Origin of the sequence: Pedobacter lithocola (assembly GCF_042650845.1) — a bacterium.
Classification (GTDB): Bacteria; Bacteroidota; Bacteroidia; order Sphingobacteriales; family Sphingobacteriaceae; genus Pedobacter; species Pedobacter lithocola.
Genome location: NZ_JBHSBW010000015.1, coordinates 1 through 16,970, shown reverse-complemented (window position 1 = coordinate 16,970; position 16,970 = coordinate 1). Strand labels below are relative to the sequence as shown.

Here is a 16,970-nt window from a genome sequence, read left to right as displayed (position 1 = left end):
TTATGTTAAATATTATTATTAAACACCTGGCTAATTTCATTGCGATAAGGAGCAGATGATTGTGCACCTAAACGGGTAACTGCAATTGCAGCTGCTTTACAGGCAAACTCGGTTGCAGCAATTAAGTCTAAATTTTCTGCTAAGGCAACAGTAAGCGCTCCGTTAAAAACATCACCAGCAGCGGTTGTATCTACGGCGTTTACTTTATGCGCTTTAACGTGTGTAAAAACATCTTCAGTTAAAACCAGCGCACCGTTTTGTCCTAACGTGATAATTACGTTTTCTACTCCTTTTGCCTGAATAATTTTTGCTGCTTGTTTTGCAGTATCAATATCTATTACCTTTATTTCGGTAAGCATTTCGGCTTCTGTTTGGTTTGGCGTAATGATAAATAGCTTTTTTAATAGCGAGTCTGGTAATTTACAAGCTGGTGCCGGATTTAAAATAACTTTTGCTCCAGCATTTATGGCTTTTTCTGCCACGTATTCTACTGTTTCCAGAGGAATTTCCAGTTGCATTAGTACAATTCCTGCATTGCCAATTACCTCTTGTGTTTTTTGCAAATCATTAGGACTTAGCGTTGCATTTGCTCCTGAAGCAACAACAATACAGTTTTCTGCATCATCGTCCACAGTAATTAAAGCTACACCAGATGGGTTTTTAGGGTCAGATAAAAGGTAGGAAGTATTTATTCCCTCTTCTTCAAAAAGCTGGACAGATTGTTTACCAAAGATGTCATTTCCTGTTTTACAGATAAAAGTAATTTTACCTCCTAGCCGGGCAGCGGCAACAGCTTGGTTTGCACCTTTGCCACCTGGGTTCATAAAAAATACACCGCCCAAAATAGTTTCTCCAGCAGATGGGAGATGGCCGGCTTTAATTACCATATCGGTATTGGAACTTCCCACAACGAGAATCTCAAACTTTATCATAATAATAGAATAGTTTATAATCGGATAGATAAAAATAAAAAAAAATCAATTAACAACGTTACCAATAATAGGGTTAAAAACATAATCCTAAATTGTCAATATATCTATATTAATTATTTTAGGTAGAAATTAAATATTAAATTTGTTATGTTTTTGTTCAATAAATAATAATCCTAAATAATTATGTCAAAATTTTCATCATTAGTTTTGTTGATTAATTCACTGTCAAAGGGAGAGAAACGATATTTTAAGCTGTACAGTAATTTACAACAGGGAACGAAAGATTATTTAAGGCTTTTTAATGAAATACAAAAAGGCCTCAGCCTTAATGAAGCTAAAAAAGCATATTCACAAAAACAGTTAGATTCTTCTTTTGATGTTACTTGCAATTACCTCTATAAGCTTCTTTTAAATGCATTGCTGCATGTAAGAACAGAAAAGGATATCAACATCAAATTAAATATAGAAATACTAAAAATTCCTATTTTATTTGAAAAGGGGTTGTATGAAGATGGATTTAAGAGTTTAAAAAATATACAGTTTGTAGCCGAAAAATCGGAATTACCGACCATACATTTAAGGGCTGCAGCGCTTGAATTGCACTATATTAACTCATTAAGCTTTCATACCATTGCAGAGGAGGGGCTTATCAATAAACAAATGAAACTACAGGGTTTGCTGAAAAGTTCCCAGCATACTTTCCAACATCATTCTCTTTATCAGTTATTGCACCACAGGTTAATTTATAAAGGAAATGTAAGAACAAAAGAACAAAAGCAAGAACTGAACGATTTATTAATTACCGAGCTAGGCCTGTTATCTAAATCTTTTGCAGAAAATTTTGAAAGCAAGAAAACACACTACCTATTTCAATCATATTATTTTATGAGCATAGGAAATTACTCCTCGGCACTGAAAACTTTTTATGAACTAAACCAACTTTTTGAAGAACGCTCGCAAGTATTTGAAGGTACAGAAATAGATTATCTGTTAACCATTGAAGGTATATTAGACAGTTTAAAAAGCATTAAAAGATATGATGAGATGCATTTTTTTATAGAAAAGTTGAAACAACAAAAATCCATTGGAAATCATTATGAAATTAACAGGCGCCGCATCATTTACATTTATATCACTATTGGTTATCTGGAAAAAGGAAATTTTGGCGATGCCAAGTTGTTGATTGAGCAAAACAAAACCATACTTTTTGAAAAGCTAAATTTGTTAGAACTGAGTAAACAAGCTGAAGTTTACATGTATACCGCTTTAATTTATTTAGTAGAAGGCAATTTGGAAAAAGCGCATATTACACTAAATGAAATTTTGTTGGAGAGCAAATTATACTACACTTTACCGGTTTACCGTACTTTTAGATTGATACGCTTAATGGTGCATTTTGAAATGGGTAACCATGATTATATTAAACATGAAATAAGATCTATAAAGAGAACCTTGAGCGGAAGCAATCATCAAACTTATTTGTTAGAAAAACTGATGTTTAAATTTCTAATACAAGACAATTTGCCAACGCTTTTCAAAGAAAAGACTGCCCTTTGGAATAAAACAAAAAAAGCATTTGATAAACTAAAAACTGATAAATACGAAATCCAAGTGTTAAATATTTTTAATTTTGATGCGTGGACTGAAGGTCAGCTTTTTAAAAAACCTTTGGCAACTATATTGAAAGAAAAATATGAGGAAGATTATCCATTCTAAAAATCAAAGCCATTGGAGAAATTGAATTTCAACTGCCTTTAAGAACCTGAGGTTCTGGGTTAACATCCAATAAAAACATTTATTTTTCTACCTTTGATTTTCAAAGCAGCACAAAGCTAGCTTCTAAGAGGAGTAAAGAATGTTTTTGCTATCTCTTCTTCAAATTCGGCATCATATATGGGAACAGTATCGTCTGTTTTTTACCCAATAACATCCATCAGATTTTTATCATAAATTTTTTACGTATCAATAAAACATCAAACAATTAACCAAAATTTGCCTCAAGCATTTAAGATATTGGTTTTCTAATAAACAAGAAAAGTCCAAATCAATAAGCCTTACCCAAAATGCTCGCCTATTACTTCACGAAACTATATTTTTTCGAATAAGCTATTAAGATACGTAACTTTTTTCGATAAGCGAAGGCAGCGACCATAGTTGCCGTGATGGGTATTGCAGAGCGCCTTTTTCAGAGAAGGGGGTGATTTATTTTTTTCAATCGAAACGGAAAGAAAGGCTGCGAATATCGTGACCCCCGCAGGCTACGAACAGCGAATTTACCGCTTCGCGGTTCCGTCCCGTAAATTCTAGTTCTCCGACCAGCTTAAAGGGTCACGGTCTTCATTGCTTTCTTTTTTTCCGGTTTTTCTTTTGAAAAAATTCTTTTGGACTGGCGGAAAGGGGAGCAAATGGTTCAAGTTTTTACTTAAAAAATGCAGTTATGGAAATTGTAGGAAGATTGACCGCAGATGCGGTTACAAGGATTGTCCAAGGGGACAAAAAGGTTGTGGTTTTTTCGCTTGCGGTAAATGATAGTTTTAGAAGCGGGGAGGAGCGCAGGGAGGTTACCAAATTCTTTGAGTGTTCGTACTGGCGCAATGAGGGGATTGCCGAATACCTTAAAAAAGGTGGTTTAGTGCAGATATATGGCAGGGTTGGGGTTAATGCATATATCGGACGGGACGGAGAGGCAAAGGGTGTGCTGACGTTCCACGTTTCTGAAATCAAGTTGTTCGGGGGAGTATGTTTGTATCTTTACTTGAATTCCGGTTAATAGGTATTGCTGTAAGTGATAGTTCGATTATGCTGCATGTTCTATAAGACAACTTTAAGGCCTTTGTGTTTTTAATATCAATGGTGCATCCAGGTGTAGTTCTTCTGAGTGCCATTTTCGGCGTTTGTTCTGAATTTATTAATAATAAATTGAATGGACGTTTAAAATCTTACATCATGTTTTTTCGTGATGGTCATCATGGTATCTCTTTAGGGGTTTGACAAACTTTGCCCTAAATAAATGGAAAGATGAAAACAATCCTTGTAGCAACCGACTTCTCTGAAAATGCAAACCAGGCAGCAGATTATGCATGCAAATTTGCCAAGCAGCTAGGCTCCAACGTCCAACTAATTCATGCAGCTTCTTTAAATGCTGACTCTCCCTTACAGATAATCTGGCCAATAGAAAACCACCAGACAATGATCAATCGCAATGATGCGTTGTTAGAGAAGTTTTCCGAAAAGCTACATAATGAATTTGTTGTTTCATGCAACGGTGAGGGGCATATCCCTAAAATTAATTTTAGCTCCTCACTTGGGCCTATAAATGATCTCCTAAGGGAGATTGTTCAGATGAAGGATATCGGAATGGTTATCCTTGGCCTTTCCGGTAATGGCGACATGAAACGCTTAATTGAAGGTAGCTGTAGTAGAGACAGCATCGATTTTTCCGAATACCCGCTAATGCTTATTCCAAAGGGTTCGGAATTTAAGCCAGTTAAAAAGATAGCCTTTGCTACAGATTTGAATATCAGCGATATGGAAACTATCCAACTTTTGGCTCTGCTTGCTGGTAAACTAGATGCAGAATTGCTGATTGTCCATGTGATTACCAATCGTGAAGACAATTTGTTGCCACATCGAATAGAAACTTTTATGAAGGAACTTAAATCCAAGGTTACTTATAACAAAATCTATTACGAAAATGTATACCAATCTAAAATAGAAAAGGGGTTAAACTGGTTGAGCAGTCATGGCGGTTCAAATATCCTGGCTGTTATCCATAGAAAACATAGTTTGACGTCGGATGTTTTACATAACAGCCACTCTCAAAAAATGGCAAGACATACCAATATTCCCTTAATGGTCATCCCGGAAGGTTATAAAGGAATGCTTTTTTAGTGGTAGGTTACAATTAGCCAGCAGTAACACCGTAAAATACTTTGCTAGAGTATTTATGATGCTAGCTTTAAAAGACTTTAATTTTTCATTTTAGAAAGTCCCTCATGATTAAGAACCGTAATCTTGGTGCCGTTTCTATCAATGAGCAGCTCATCCTTGAAATCAGACAAGGTACGGCTCACTGTTTCCGTAGCCATGCAGGCCATAGCGGCAAGGTCTTCCCGGGTTATGTTGATTAAATCGTCATTTGAGTTTTTCTGTTTATAAAGTCGGAGCAGTGTATCGGCCATTTTTTTTCTCACTGAATGGTAAGCTAATTCCAACAGCTGTTCTTCCTTTGCTCTATTGTCTCTGGAAAGCAAATGGATAAATTTTCTTGCTACCTCAGGGTATAAATTAAAAATAGTTTCCATTTGTTCTGAGGGAATTAAGCAAACACTACTATCCTCGAGGGCTGTAGCGGTATCTGCATAAGCGCTATCATTTAATATGGCATTAATCCCCAAATAATCCCCCTGGGCATAAATCCCGGTCATCAGCTCTCTGCCATCTTTTGCCAATTTTATTGTTTTAACCCTACCATGCGTTACCAGATAGAGTCCCTTGCCATGATCATCTGCATAATAGATCACCTGGTTCTTTTTAAAATCCCTGGTTTTTTTTTCTCCGATAATCTTCTTGAATTCAGCAAGACCATCTGTTTTCTCAACCAGAACTTTGAACTCCTCAGTTTTATTCTTGTGGGACAGATCATTGGCGGCTTTCTTTTTTAAACGGATATCAATTGCATTTAGCAACTCCATATCATCGAAAGGTTTTACCAAATAATCATCTGCGCCCAATTCCATACCTTTGCGAAGATCTGCATGCTCAGCCTTTGCAGTTAGAAAAATAAATGGAATGCCTGTCGTCTGCTCATGTCTGTTGAGCATATAAAGTACGCCATATCCATCGAGTTCTGGCATCATGATATCACAAAGGATAATATCCGGGATATGACTGATGGCCATATCAACGCCCAGCTTACCATTTTCCGCCTGGTACACAGTATAGCGGGCCATTTCTAGAATTTCAACCAGATTTGCCCGGATCTCATCATGATCTTCAATTATCAATACTTTTTTGCTCATGGTTTTTCTTTTGTGGGAAGGTCAGTGTAAATAACGTTCCCCTGTTAACTCTGCTTTTAAAACTGACCTGTCCATCCATCAATCCTGTATATCTTGATAGTATGCTTAATCCCAGTCCATTACCTGATATGTTTCCGGTATTGTGTGCCCGGAAAAAGGCTTCGAAAAGATGTTTATGATCACTTTCAGGGATGCCAATCCCATCGTCGCAAATCCTGATAGTACAATTATGGTCATTTATTTTAGTATAAAACTGAATCTGACTGTCGTCCCCCGAATATTTAATGGCGTTGTCTATTAAAATGATGATACAGTTTTTCAGAAGGTTTTGATCGAGGGTGATTTTTTGCCCTGTACACCTGTGTTTAAAGATGATTTTTTGCTTTCCCCGTAAAACTATCTGCATTTCCCTGGTAATTTCTTCTGCCATCTCCGATAAATTAAAGTGACTTAGTGATGGCTTGATCATTCCGCTATCTAATTTTTCCAGGGATAAAAAGTCATTAAGAATCGCTGTGATATTCAGTACCGCATCTTTAATTTTACCCACATGTTTTCCGATGTTCTTTTGATCCAGTGATTCTGCATACCGGTCGATCAGGGATGCGGATAGTTGAACAAGGCTTAATGGAGTCCGAAATTCATGCGAAGCAATGGACACAAACCTGCTTTTTAGCTGGCCAAGCTCTTTCTCCTTATCAAGTGACTGGTTCAGTTCTACCTGTGTGCGCTTCAATGCATCTACGCTCATTCTCAACGAATGTGTTCGCTCCTCTACCTGAACCTCAAGTTGTGCCGCATAATCCTGTAACTTTCCTTCTGCCTCTTTTTCTCTGGTCAGATCGTGAATGAAGCCAGCATAAACTATCCTGCCTGAGTACTTAACCTCGCTAACGCCAAGACGAAATGGAAAATAACTTCCATTTTTCTTCATGCCAATCAGCTCTCTGCCAATGCCGATGATATTTGCATTGCCCGTTTGTTTATAGTTGAAAAGATAACGGTCATGGTAAGATCTATCTGGCTGGGGCATCAGTATTGATATATTTTGTCCGATTACTTCTTCTGCAGCATAATCAAAAAGCCTGCAGGCAGAGGGGTTTATGGATTCTACAACGCCCCGGTCATCAATAGTGATCAATCCGTCAATTGCATTGTCAATAATTGCTTTTAACAATACGGCATTTTCCATAATTTATTGATTAACAGCTAAATATTTTAGCAGCATTAGTAGAACGATCACCAAGGGTGATTGTTTTGTTTTTATTCTAACAAAGAATATCAACTCTTGTAAGATAGTCATTCAAAAATGGAAAATGGTCAACCGCTCGTGATAAACATCACCAATCAAGGTGGGGAATATCATTTCTAACTACGATAGGTTGGGGTACTTTTGCTAAATGTGGTACTGTATGCGGTACAGTTAGTGCTTACAAAAAATAAAACAAGTACGGAATGAATAAAATACCTGCTATTAAAAATATACTATTGTTAACGGATTTCTCCGCTAATGCAAACCATATTGCAGCCTATGCCTATGATTTTGCCAAAAAGATCCAGGCTAATATTACCCTTTGTAATGCAGTGACTATTCCGTCAGAACTTCCAAGTTCGGGCCTGATTTTGTGGCCAGTCGAATCCCCGGAGGTCATCCAGAACCGGAGCGAAGTAAATCTCAATAAACTGAGGGTACACCTGCGGGAACGGGATCAATCTCATATGAAAAAGCCGCAACTGACTATTATAAATCAGTCTGGAAGCCTCCATGATGTTGTTGCCGAAATTATTTCAGATACACCGATAGATCTACTTGCTATGGGCACCCATGATAATAATAGCATGGATAGTTTTTTAAAAATAGACCAGGCAAGAAAGATGATTGACTCCCTGCAAGCGCCAGTATTAATAATTCCTTTGAGATCAAAATTTGAACCTATCCGGAGCATTTATTTTGCATCAGACCTCAGTGACCTTCCAGGGGACAGCGTTTTCCTCAGTCAGCTTGTTAAGCTATCCAGATCCGTTTATGGCCGAAATATTTATAATTCATATTTCTTCCGGGAAAGCAGATGGAATAATAAAAGAAAAAATTTATGATATGATAAATGATCTCAGACGCGAACTGGGCTATCCCGGTATACATTTTTGGGAAATAAACGGAGATAATGAGGTTTCCACTTTTGAAAAAATGATGATCGAAAAACGCATGGATCTATTGGTAGTGGTTCATCGGGAGCATGGCTTCTTTAGTAGGTTATTAAAGGGTAGCGTGACCAAAAAACTTGCCGGGCAACTGAGCGTTCCAATGCTCGTTTATAATCAGGACGAGTAAATAGTACCACCTGTCAGATCTGATTTCCTATATCGGGGTTAATATCTCCTTTATACATGATCCTTATCATTTCCTGGCTCAGAATAGTTGAGGATATTTGATTCACATACTGTACATACATTTAACAACGGTTTGTTGGGTGATTTTATCAGATAAGGTTATGCTTTTTATTTCCGGACCTATTTAATCATATGGTTCAACCTATAGAATTATTATACACAAAGATTATTTCAGTACATCTGTTCCAAGCCTTATATACAAAATACCATGCAAGAAATTTCAGAAGCAGAAATCGATAAAATACACCAATATTGGCAAGCAATAAATTACTTATCTGCCGGTCAGATTTATTTACAGGCCAATCCCTTATTGCGTACCCGCCTTACTCCTGATGATATTAAACCCAGATTGCTCGGCCACTGGGGTACCTCTCCAGGATTAAACCTTATCTATGTCCATCTGAACAGATTGATAAAAGAAACAAATGCGGATATTCTCTATGTCTGCGGCCCTGGTCATGGGGCACCTGCCATAGTGGCCCATACTTACCTGGAAGGTACATATACCGAATTTTTTCCTGAGGTAACAATGGATGAGAAAGGCATGCTTAAGCTTTTTAGGCAGTTTTCTACTCCTGGAGGAATTCCCAGTCACGTAAGTGCACATACACCGGGATCAATCAATGAAGGCGGTGAATTGGGCTATTCCCTGATGCATGCTTTCGGCGCTGTATTTGATAATCCAAACCTAATTGCCGCCTGCGTGATCGGCGACGGAGAGGCAGAAACAGGACCTCTGGCAGCAAGCTGGAATTCAGTTGCTTTCTTAAACCCTGCCAGAGATGGCGCTGTACTACCTATACTTCATCTAAACGGATACAAAATATCAAGCCCTACAATATTTTCCCGCATGGATGATACAGCATTAAGTGAATTATTCAAAGGCTATGGATATGAGGTATTTTTCGTTGAAGGGGAACATCCACACAATGTTCACCATCAGCTGTCTTCTACTTTGGATATCGTTTATGATAGGATCAGGAAAATCCAGTATAATGCCAGGGCTGAAGGTATGATACACCAGAGAAAGTGGCCTATGATTATTTTAAGAACCCCCAAGGGATGGACCGGACCCAAATCAGGGAATAATCTGCCTATCGAGGGGTCTTTCCGTTCGCACCAGGTTCCATTGGCAGGAGTTAAGGAGAATCCTGAAAAATTGCAAGCACTTGAGGCATGGATGCGCAGCTATGAGCCGGAAAAACTTTTTGATGAGCACGGTACACTAAACGCTGACCTTAGGAGTCTCTCGCCCGTTGGGGATAAAAGAATGAGCGCATTACCTTATGCAAACGGGGGAATATTGTTAAAGGAACTTATTCTGCCAGATTTCAAACATTACGGTATCAAAGTGGTGCATCCGGGAACAATAGAAGCAGAAAGTACCCGTAATCTAGGTAAGTTTTTGCGTGAAATATTTACCATGAATGCAGCTAACAAGAACTTTAGGCTGTTCTGTCCCGATGAAACGAACTCTAATAGATTAGAGGCCGTTTTTCAGGTGACTGATCGCTGCTTCATGGAGAAAATTATCGATACAGATGAGAAATTATCTCCGGATGGCAGAGTGATGGAGGTATTGAGCGAACACCTTTGCGAGGGCTGGTTGGAAGGTTATCTATTAACGGGCAGACATGGCCTGTTTCCATGTTATGAAGCTTTTGTAACCATTATCGATTCTATGGTCAGCCAGCATGCAAAATGGCTTAAGACCACTCAGGAAATCCCCTGGCGTAAGCCAATCGCTTCGTTAAATTACCTTTTAACATCTCATGTATGGAGGCAGGATAATAATGGTTACAGTCATCAGGGGCCAGGTTTTATCGATACGGTGGTCAATAAAAAAAGTAGCGTAATCAGGATCTATTTACCGCCCGATGCCAATACGCTGCTATCTGTAATGGACCATTGCCTGAGTAGTAAGAACTATGTTAATGTTGTGATTGCCGGAAAACAGCCTGAACTGCAGTGGCTAGGAATGGAAGAAGCTGTAGCGCATTGTGAAAGCGGTGCATCCGTTTGGGAATGGGCTGGAAATGATCTTGGTGATCCTGAGGTGATCCTGGCATGCGCTGGAGACGTACCCACTCAGGAAACTATCGCAGCAGCAGAAATTCTTCGTATACACTTACCAAAGCTTCGGGTAAGAGTTGTTAATGTGGTTGATTTAATGGCCCTTTCTCCAAGGGCATATCATGCGCATGGATTAAGCGATGAATATTTTAGAGACCTGTTTACCGATACAGCCCCCGTGATTTTTGCATTCCATGGTTACGTCCGTATTATTCACGATCTGGTTCATGGACGTCCGGATCCCGCACGGTTTCATGTCCGGGGATTTATGGAGGAAGGAACAACCACCACACCATTCGACATGGTGGTATTAAATAAGATGAGCCGGTATCATTTAGCTATGGAAGCGGTTAAACGCGTTCCCCGGTTCCAGCAACAGGCCGATGAGTTCATCCGTTTTTGCGAGGATAAATTAGCCAGCCATAAAGAATATATAGGTGTACATCTTGATGATATGCCAGAAATAAAAAACTGGAGATTAAACGGCGCCCGATAAATAAACAAAATATTATGATGAGAAGGAGCGAATTTGGCCCATTGATAATGGAAGTTATAATGAGAAAAAAGAATAAAAAACTAGCGGAGGAGGTTAGACTGGCTATCACGACCGATTCCTTTATAGCTGTAGAGAAAATAGAGATTTCGGTGAATGATGGCCTTGTTACCCTTAAAGGAGCGGTGGACAGCTACGCCAAAAAACTTGCTGCAGAACATGCCGCAAAATCTGTAAAAGGGGTAAAAAATGTTATTCAGAAAATAGAGGTCATGTTTTCATTTAAAAGCAACCTAATTGTTTACATGGGTGCAAACCTGATCCTGGACAGTAAGCATTCTTATAAAAACGACAACGATCAACCTATGAATCTCATAGGCCCCCTGCATCCGGATTTTCACTTTGAAAGGAGTACTAATGAAATCTGGTAAAAATGAAAATGATGAGAAGGGAAATGGAATCGGCTTCTCCCATCGATATTTACTTTTAAGGCTGGGCGTATTGAACTGGATATCCAGCCGGTATTTATTTAATGAACTCTCCAAGAATATGATGCGCTGGCCATATCTGCCTTTGGGAAGGTTTATCAAAAAAATCTTTAAAAAATGAGAAACACTTTAGTGCGGACGGCTTCATTGGTTTTTGTAGATACTTTTAAGGAACTTATTATTTGATCCTGAATACATAAATAGGTTCTTGTTAACAATTTCTTAATTCTCCAATAAATAATCCACGAACAAAAGGTTGTCTATGACCAGAACCGAGCTCTTTGGGTACAGCCCTGATGCAGAATATCAAACCAGTGTAGCCTATTTTTCAATGGAGTTTGCCATTGATCAATCCCTTAAGATTTATAGCGGAGGCCTTGGTTTTCTCTCCGGATCTCATCTACGGAGTGCATTCGAAAAAGAACAAAATTTATTAGGAATAGGCATGCTGTGGAAATATGGTTATTACGATCAGGTAAGGGATAAGGATAACAATATGGTTCCCACTTTCGTTCAGAAAGATTATTCGTTTCTGGAAGATACAGGAATTGTTATTTCTGTTCCGGTACATAGTGCCACCGTTAAAGTCAAAGCATTTTTATTGCGGCCAGCCACATTTGGTACCGTACCTTTATTTTTGCTGAGTACTGATCTTGCTGAAAATGATGAAGTAAGTAGAAGCATTACTCACCGGTTGTATGACCCAAATGAGTCCACCCGAATTGCGCAGTCAATCATTCTGGGGATCGGTGGGGGAATGCTGTTGGATCAGCTCAACCTGCAGCCAGATTATTATCATATGAACGAAGGGCATGCGGTGCCACTTAATTTTTATCTGTATTCAAAGTATCAAAATCTCGGAGAGATTAAAAAAAGAATGGTATTTACAACCCATACTCCTGAGCTTGCGGGTAATGAAGAACATGATTTTTCGCTGTTAAGAGAAATGTCGTTCTTTTACCATATGCAGGAGCATGAAGTTAAATTTGTGCTGGGCCTGGAAGGTGAAAAATTCAATTATACATTGGCAGCACTTAAATTTTCAGGCAAAGCGAACGCTGTTTCCAAACTTCCATTACGAATGCACAGAATCAGAAGTATTGGCAGGATAAGGGAATTGCCCAAAGCGTGACCGGGCATAAGGAACAGGAGTTTTTAGAGCGGAAAAAGGAATTAAAATCACTCCTATTTCAGCAAGTTGCCGATCAGACAGGAAAACTATTCGATGAAAATGTGCTGACCCTGGTATGGGCAAGGCGTTTCGCCGGATACAAAAGGGCAGATCTTCTGATGAATGACTGGAAGCGTTTCGAAATTTTATTAGCGCATTCAAAACATCCTATACAGATCATTTGGGCAGGAAAACCCTATCCAGAAGATATAGGCGCGAACCAGATCTTCAATCAAATCATTAATGAAATAAAGGCATTCCCTAATTGTGCCGTTTTGGTAGGGTATGAACTCGGTTTATCCTCATTACTAAAAAAAGGGGCTGATGTGTGGCTTAATAATCCAAAAATGTATCGGGAAGCTTCAGGAACCAGCGGCATGACCGCTGCGATGAACGGCGCAATTAACCTTTCTATTCCTGATGGATGGATTCCTGAGTTTGCTATAGATGGCGAAAACTGTTTTCTTATCAAACCTGCTGAAGCTTCGTTATCCCAGGAGGAGAAAGATAAAAAAGAGAATGCCAACTTAATGGATGTTCTTGAAAAAACAGTTTTGCCTACCTACTACGAGTACCCATCAAAGTGGTTCGATATTGTTCAAAACGGTATAAAAGGCGTAATCCCCGAATTTGAGTCAGGGAGAATGGCAGATGCCTATTATAAGCAAATGTATCGCCATGCCGATTAAAAACTTTAAGATTACTTTCGATATTCTTCTTTACTAAACTGCCCTGTCGTGACCACCCGCAACCGATAAGGTGACTAACATCATTTCATTTGCTTTAAGCTATACCGACCTTTGTTGTCAGCGTATAGATTAAACAAATAACAAAATGAAATCTATTATCATCATTAACGATCATAGTCCGGAATCTGAGCATGCCGCAATATTTGCACTCGTGATGGCACAACGTCTTGGGGTAAATATCATCCTGGCTAATTTACCGGTTCTAAAATTAACCACCGATGAATATGGATGGACAGAAACGTTTCCAGAGATCGACGATGCTGTAGCGGTTGATTCCAAGCTGATGAAAAACCTTTTGGAAAGAAAAATGCTACATCAGGGATTTAAACCGGTAATTCAGGAGCTGAGTCTTTCTTGTGAAACCAGGGATCTGTACAGGTTGGCCAGTGAAAACGAAATCTTAATGGTTATAAAGGGGTTGGATGAATTTCTGCCCCAGGCTTTGCTGAATGTAAATCTTGCCATTAATAATCTATTACATAAGATTCAGGTGCCGCTCCTTATCATTCCTTCTTCGTGGTCTGAGAATGAACTCAAACGGATGGTATATTTAACTGATGTGCGTTTCTGTGGCATTGGGACAGTAAAGTTTCTGGCAAATCTTGCCACTTGCTGGGATGCCAATCTGGTTATCGCACACTCTGCGGCCAGTGGCCTGCCATTGATGGAGACCAGTCAGGCAGAAGAAGTATTCAATGAAGAAGTCAGCCGGCAGATATGCTATAAGAAACTCTTCCTGAACATGCTGGATCAAGACGGGGCTACGGATACACTGGAAGTTGTGGTGAGTGAAATGAAGGCCGACCTTTTGGTTCTTGTTGATCAGCATTTTCATTTTAATTTCCTCACTCAGCAATATTTCAAAGATAAGTGCTCACTGTATAATCCAGTTCCCATCCTGATCTTTCCATCCTAAACCTTTTAATTAAAATAATCTAATTATGAATGACATAAACAGCACCTCCGCAGCGTATCGTCAATATCACGCTATAGCCAGGCATTGGGCATCCGATGTAGATTTTTTTAAGATCGAAACCGTTTTCCTTCACCACCTTTTAGATGACTATTTTATACGCCTTTCGGGGCCTGAATACCTTGAAGCACTAAAAAGTGCGGGTGCTAAACTGCTACAGCTCGAAAAGGATAAGTATAGTGCAGATATCCATCTGATTGAGCACCTTAAGAATCTGGAAGGGCAAACTGAGGACCTGGTATTTGACCGTGGAGAATTCCTCGCAGATAAACACGAGCAGATGGAACATGCAATGACACATTTAACAACAACTTATAGGACCCTGAAAAAAGAACTTTTTTTACTGATACAGGAGGTTATAAAAGCTCAACGAGAAATATCATAAATTCATTAACGGCCTTACGTCTTCTATCCAGAGTATGGTAATGTGCAAGGTCAGTCGAAAGGCTGACCTTAATCATTTCAGGAGAAATGGATTAAGTTGAAGTTTGTTGCTCAAAGATTATGATAAAATTCACCATCCCTTTCAATAAATAAACAGATGAAAAATATCTTCAAAACAGTAAACACCCCAATAAGCCACAGAACGGTGTTCATCATATGGATGATCTGCCTGCTTGCACACGTATCCTTTAACGTATTGGCGCAGAATCCAGCAATTACTTTTACCAAAGAGGGCGAAAAACAGAATGCGTTTATCTCTGAGCAGACCAAAACGCAGCTCCTGGCATGCCAGGGCACGCTGAACTATCCCAAATCGGTAGAACGCTTTTACAAAGAAAAAGGTTACAAACTCGTCTGGGTGGAAAAGCAAAATCACAACAGACAACTCGCTCCCGCGATGATGATACTGGACTGCGTTTCCCAGTTTGGTCTTAACCGTCAGGATTTTCATGCTGCTGAGCTTGTCTATCAAAAAGTTAATATTTTATCTAAGGAGCCCGACATATTAGGGGGTGGCCAGCGTGCAATTTTCGATGTATTGATGACTGACGCTATGATCACTTTTATGAACCACCTGCACTATGGAAAATTTAATAATGTGCTTACCCCTTCCAGGATTGATGATGGAGGATATGGGGACTTCAATGCGGAAGCCCGTTTGCTCCAGTTAATGGAAAGCATGGATTTCTATAACGAAATCGCAGCGGTACAGCCTTTATCAAAAGAATATGATGATCTGCAAAAATATATGCACCTTGTACGCGGCCAGTATCTGGAGGATAGCTATGAGTTTCCCGAGGAAAGCGTTAAGAAAATGACGATAAATATGGAGCGTTTAAGGTGGCTTTCTGCCAGCCAAACGCCAAGTCTGATCATTAACATTCCTGCCTTTACCGCAAAGATGAAACTAGCAGACGCTGTATATATCTTTAAGATTATTGTGGGCAAGCCTTCTTCACCAACATCAATATTTGAAAGTAAATTGGCCGCTCTCACCGCTGTGCCAGATCGCAGCGTGACTGCTAAGATGTTTATAGGCGAAGTTCTGCCCGGAGCGATAAAGAATCCAGGCTACCTGGACAATAACCATTATGCAATCTATGATACAAAGGGTAGGTTCGTCGAAATCACAGCTAAAAAACTCCTGGAGATAAAAAGGCTTCCAAAAGGCTTTTATGCAAGGCAGTCCGAGGCTTGCGGAAATACAATGGGCAAGATTCTATTTCGCCTTGCCGAGGCTTCCGATATTTATCTCCATGATATGCCCTTACCCAAGTTGGCCCGATTGCCACAAAGGGCACTAAGTAATGGCTGTATCCAGATTGACCAGGCCGAAAAACTTGCCGGATTATTATTGATTCAGGATGGTTCACCGAAAGTGAGATCTTTATTGCATACCGCCATTGCAAGTGATAAGACAACTGATTTTATACTTAACAGATCCGTTCCGATTAAAATAACTTACCTGACCTGTGAAATGATCGACAGCCAGCTCGTTATCTACAAGGATATCTATAATCAGGACAGGGCCTTGGAAATGGCCATGTACGGTTATGAGCGTCTACTAGCTTCAGATAAGAAAATCAAGGCCATAAGTTTTAAGGGGATCCGTTAAAGGGATCCCTCATGCGCAGTCCATTCCGCACTAAAGCGTCCCAGCCGCTGATGATACATTTCATCGCCGCTATGCTGGGTAAATTCAATATTAAGCTGACCGGTTTCCAGTCCCAGCACCTCATTACACATATCAATAAGCGCCCTGGAAAGTTCCGTTCTGATCTGCTCGTTCCTTCCTTTTCTGATATCGCACATCATAATTGCTGCGGGCATGGGTTCCCCATCTCCACAGCGCCAGATGGAGCCTTCGCCAAGTTCACGGATGCTTACCGTTATACGGTTCTGATCTGCTTTCATTATTTTAGAATATACTTCGCCGATTCTTTTCGCCAATAATTTTTTAGTCGCGTAAGAATAGTTTCTGATGACTTCCAACTGAAGATAGGGCATAACTTTATTATTTGATATTGACAGACCTGAATTGGTTTATCACGCTGACAAGATAGGCTTAATTGTAGGTGATCGCAGCTGATTCACATCACCCCATCTCTTGATAGCGGTCATGGCTCAGGGAGCCAGCCTTGCGCACCTTTACGGCATATCCTAAATAAATCAATTGAAATAGGCACTTGATGAATACTGATAAAATTAATAAATTAGCTTTATGGAGAATCGATT

16 protein-coding genes are annotated in these 16,970 nt (G+C 39.5%); 12 read left to right on the top strand and 4 right to left on the bottom strand.

From position 1 onward, the window contains the following. Positions 1–5 precede the first annotated feature (5 nt). On the bottom strand, positions 6–932 hold the full coding sequence (rbsK, locus tag ACFOWA_RS17835; protein ID WP_378987802.1) for a ribokinase: 927 nt from the start codon (positions 930–932) through the stop codon (positions 6–8). Between the two features lie 183 nt (positions 933–1,115). Between rbsK and ACFOWA_RS17830 the strand changes: the two genes are divergently transcribed. From ACFOWA_RS17830 to ACFOWA_RS17820, 3 genes are all read left to right on the top strand, one after another. Then, entirely contained in the window at positions 1,116–2,648 is a 1,533-nt protein-coding gene (locus ACFOWA_RS17830) for a hypothetical protein (protein WP_378987799.1), read from the top strand. A gap of 721 nt (positions 2,649–3,369) precedes the next feature. Beyond that, positions 3,370–3,702 (top strand): single-stranded DNA-binding protein, encoded by a 333-nt coding sequence (locus tag ACFOWA_RS17825; RefSeq protein WP_154282414.1) that lies wholly within the window; start codon positions 3,370–3,372, stop codon positions 3,700–3,702. Positions 3,703–3,950: 248 nt separating this feature from the next. Continuing rightward, positions 3,951–4,823, top strand: a complete 873-nt coding sequence (locus ACFOWA_RS17820) for a universal stress protein (protein ID WP_154282413.1) — start codon at positions 3,951–3,953, stop codon at positions 4,821–4,823. Positions 4,824–4,900: 77 nt separating this feature from the next. On the opposite strand, the gene ACFOWA_RS17815 is transcribed toward ACFOWA_RS17820, so the two are convergent. Beyond that, entirely contained in the window at positions 4,901–5,953 is a 1,053-nt protein-coding gene (locus tag ACFOWA_RS17815) for a response regulator (RefSeq protein ID WP_378987795.1), read from the bottom strand. Then, entirely contained in the window at positions 5,928–7,145 is a 1,218-nt protein-coding gene (locus ACFOWA_RS17810; protein WP_378987792.1) for a PAS domain-containing sensor histidine kinase, read from the bottom strand. Before ACFOWA_RS17810 ends, ACFOWA_RS17815 begins: the two co-directional genes overlap by 26 nt. A 263-nt stretch (positions 7,146–7,408) precedes the next feature. On the opposite strand from ACFOWA_RS17810, the gene ACFOWA_RS17805 reads away from it, so the two are divergent. From ACFOWA_RS17805 to ACFOWA_RS17765, 9 genes are all read left to right on the top strand, one after another. Continuing rightward, positions 7,409–8,050: a universal stress protein gene (locus tag ACFOWA_RS17805; protein ID WP_378987789.1), complete on the top strand. Its 642-nt coding sequence runs from the start codon at positions 7,409–7,411 to the stop codon at positions 8,048–8,050. A gap of 1 nt (position 8,051) precedes the next feature. Next, on the top strand, positions 8,052–8,285 hold the full coding sequence (locus ACFOWA_RS17800; RefSeq protein ID WP_378987786.1) for a universal stress protein: 234 nt from the start codon (positions 8,052–8,054) through the stop codon (positions 8,283–8,285). Between the two features lie 267 nt (positions 8,286–8,552). Further along, positions 8,553–10,913 carry a phosphoketolase family protein gene (locus tag ACFOWA_RS17795; protein WP_378987783.1) on the top strand — a complete coding sequence of 787 codons (2,361 nt, stop codon included), beginning with the start codon at positions 8,553–8,555 and terminating at the stop codon, positions 10,911–10,913. A gap of 14 nt (positions 10,914–10,927) precedes the next feature. Continuing rightward, complete coding sequence (locus tag ACFOWA_RS17790) at positions 10,928–11,341, top strand: BON domain-containing protein (RefSeq protein ID WP_378987780.1); 414 nt, start codon at positions 10,928–10,930, stop codon at positions 11,339–11,341. A 319-nt stretch (positions 11,342–11,660) separates the two neighbouring features. Next, positions 11,661–12,530 (top strand): alpha-glucan family phosphorylase, encoded by an 870-nt coding sequence (gene glgP, locus ACFOWA_RS17785; protein WP_378987777.1) that lies wholly within the window; start codon positions 11,661–11,663, stop codon positions 12,528–12,530. Beyond that, positions 12,527–13,258: an alpha-glucan family phosphorylase gene (gene glgP / locus ACFOWA_RS17780; protein ID WP_378987774.1), complete on the top strand. Its 732-nt coding sequence runs from the start codon at positions 12,527–12,529 to the stop codon at positions 13,256–13,258. The genes glgP (ACFOWA_RS17785) and glgP (ACFOWA_RS17780) overlap by 4 nt, the downstream gene beginning before the upstream one ends. Before the next feature lie 145 nt (positions 13,259–13,403). Then, positions 13,404–14,234 carry a hypothetical protein gene (locus tag ACFOWA_RS17775; protein WP_378987771.1) on the top strand — a complete coding sequence of 277 codons (831 nt, stop codon included), beginning with the start codon at positions 13,404–13,406 and terminating at the stop codon, positions 14,232–14,234. Between the two features lie 25 nt (positions 14,235–14,259). Continuing rightward, positions 14,260–14,676: a hypothetical protein gene (locus ACFOWA_RS17770; RefSeq protein WP_154283247.1), complete on the top strand. Its 417-nt coding sequence runs from the start codon at positions 14,260–14,262 to the stop codon at positions 14,674–14,676. A 156-nt stretch (positions 14,677–14,832) separates the two neighbouring features. Then, the gene (locus ACFOWA_RS17765) at positions 14,833–16,350 is read left to right on the top strand and encodes a L,D-transpeptidase family protein (protein WP_378987768.1); all 1,518 of its coding nucleotides are present in this window, start codon (positions 14,833–14,835) and stop codon (positions 16,348–16,350) included. Here ACFOWA_RS17765 and ACFOWA_RS17760 read toward each other — a convergent pair. Next, a complete protein-coding gene (locus ACFOWA_RS17760) occupies positions 16,347–16,742 on the bottom strand; it encodes a tautomerase family protein (protein WP_378987765.1) in 396 nt (131 codons plus the stop codon). The two genes, ACFOWA_RS17765 and ACFOWA_RS17760, sit on opposite strands and share 4 nt — an antisense overlap. Positions 16,743–16,970: the final 228 nt, after the last annotated feature.

Bases quoted from the DNA above. Each gene is read 5' to 3' on its own strand.
- rbsK (WP_378987802.1), bottom strand. From the start codon at position 932: ATGATAAAGTTTGAGATTCTCGTTGTGGGAAGTTCCAATACCGATATG.
- ACFOWA_RS17830 (WP_378987799.1), top strand. From the start codon at position 1,116: ATGTCAAAATTTTCATCATTAGTTTTGTTGATTAATTCACTGTCAAAG.
- ACFOWA_RS17825 (WP_154282414.1), top strand. From the start codon at position 3,370: ATGGAAATTGTAGGAAGATTGACCGCAGATGCGGTTACAAGGATTGTC.
- ACFOWA_RS17820 (WP_154282413.1), top strand. From the start codon at position 3,951: ATGAAAACAATCCTTGTAGCAACCGACTTCTCTGAAAATGCAAACCAG.
- ACFOWA_RS17815 (WP_378987795.1), bottom strand. From the start codon at position 5,953: ATGAGCAAAAAAGTATTGATAATTGAAGATCATGATGAGATCCGGGCA.
- ACFOWA_RS17810 (WP_378987792.1), bottom strand. From the start codon at position 7,145: ATGGAAAATGCCGTATTGTTAAAAGCAATTATTGACAATGCAATTGAC.
- ACFOWA_RS17805 (WP_378987789.1), top strand. From the start codon at position 7,409: ATGAATAAAATACCTGCTATTAAAAATATACTATTGTTAACGGATTTC.
- ACFOWA_RS17800 (WP_378987786.1), top strand. From the start codon at position 8,052: ATGATAAATGATCTCAGACGCGAACTGGGCTATCCCGGTATACATTTT.
- ACFOWA_RS17795 (WP_378987783.1), top strand. From the start codon at position 8,553: ATGCAAGAAATTTCAGAAGCAGAAATCGATAAAATACACCAATATTGG.
- ACFOWA_RS17790 (WP_378987780.1), top strand. From the start codon at position 10,928: ATGATGAGAAGGAGCGAATTTGGCCCATTGATAATGGAAGTTATAATG.
- glgP (WP_378987777.1), top strand. From the start codon at position 11,661: ATGACCAGAACCGAGCTCTTTGGGTACAGCCCTGATGCAGAATATCAA.
- ACFOWA_RS17775 (WP_378987771.1), top strand. From the start codon at position 13,404: ATGAAATCTATTATCATCATTAACGATCATAGTCCGGAATCTGAGCAT.
- ACFOWA_RS17770 (WP_154283247.1), top strand. From the start codon at position 14,260: ATGAATGACATAAACAGCACCTCCGCAGCGTATCGTCAATATCACGCT.
- ACFOWA_RS17765 (WP_378987768.1), top strand. From the start codon at position 14,833: ATGAAAAATATCTTCAAAACAGTAAACACCCCAATAAGCCACAGAACG.
- ACFOWA_RS17760 (WP_378987765.1), bottom strand. From the start codon at position 16,742: ATGCCCTATCTTCAGTTGGAAGTCATCAGAAACTATTCTTACGCGACT.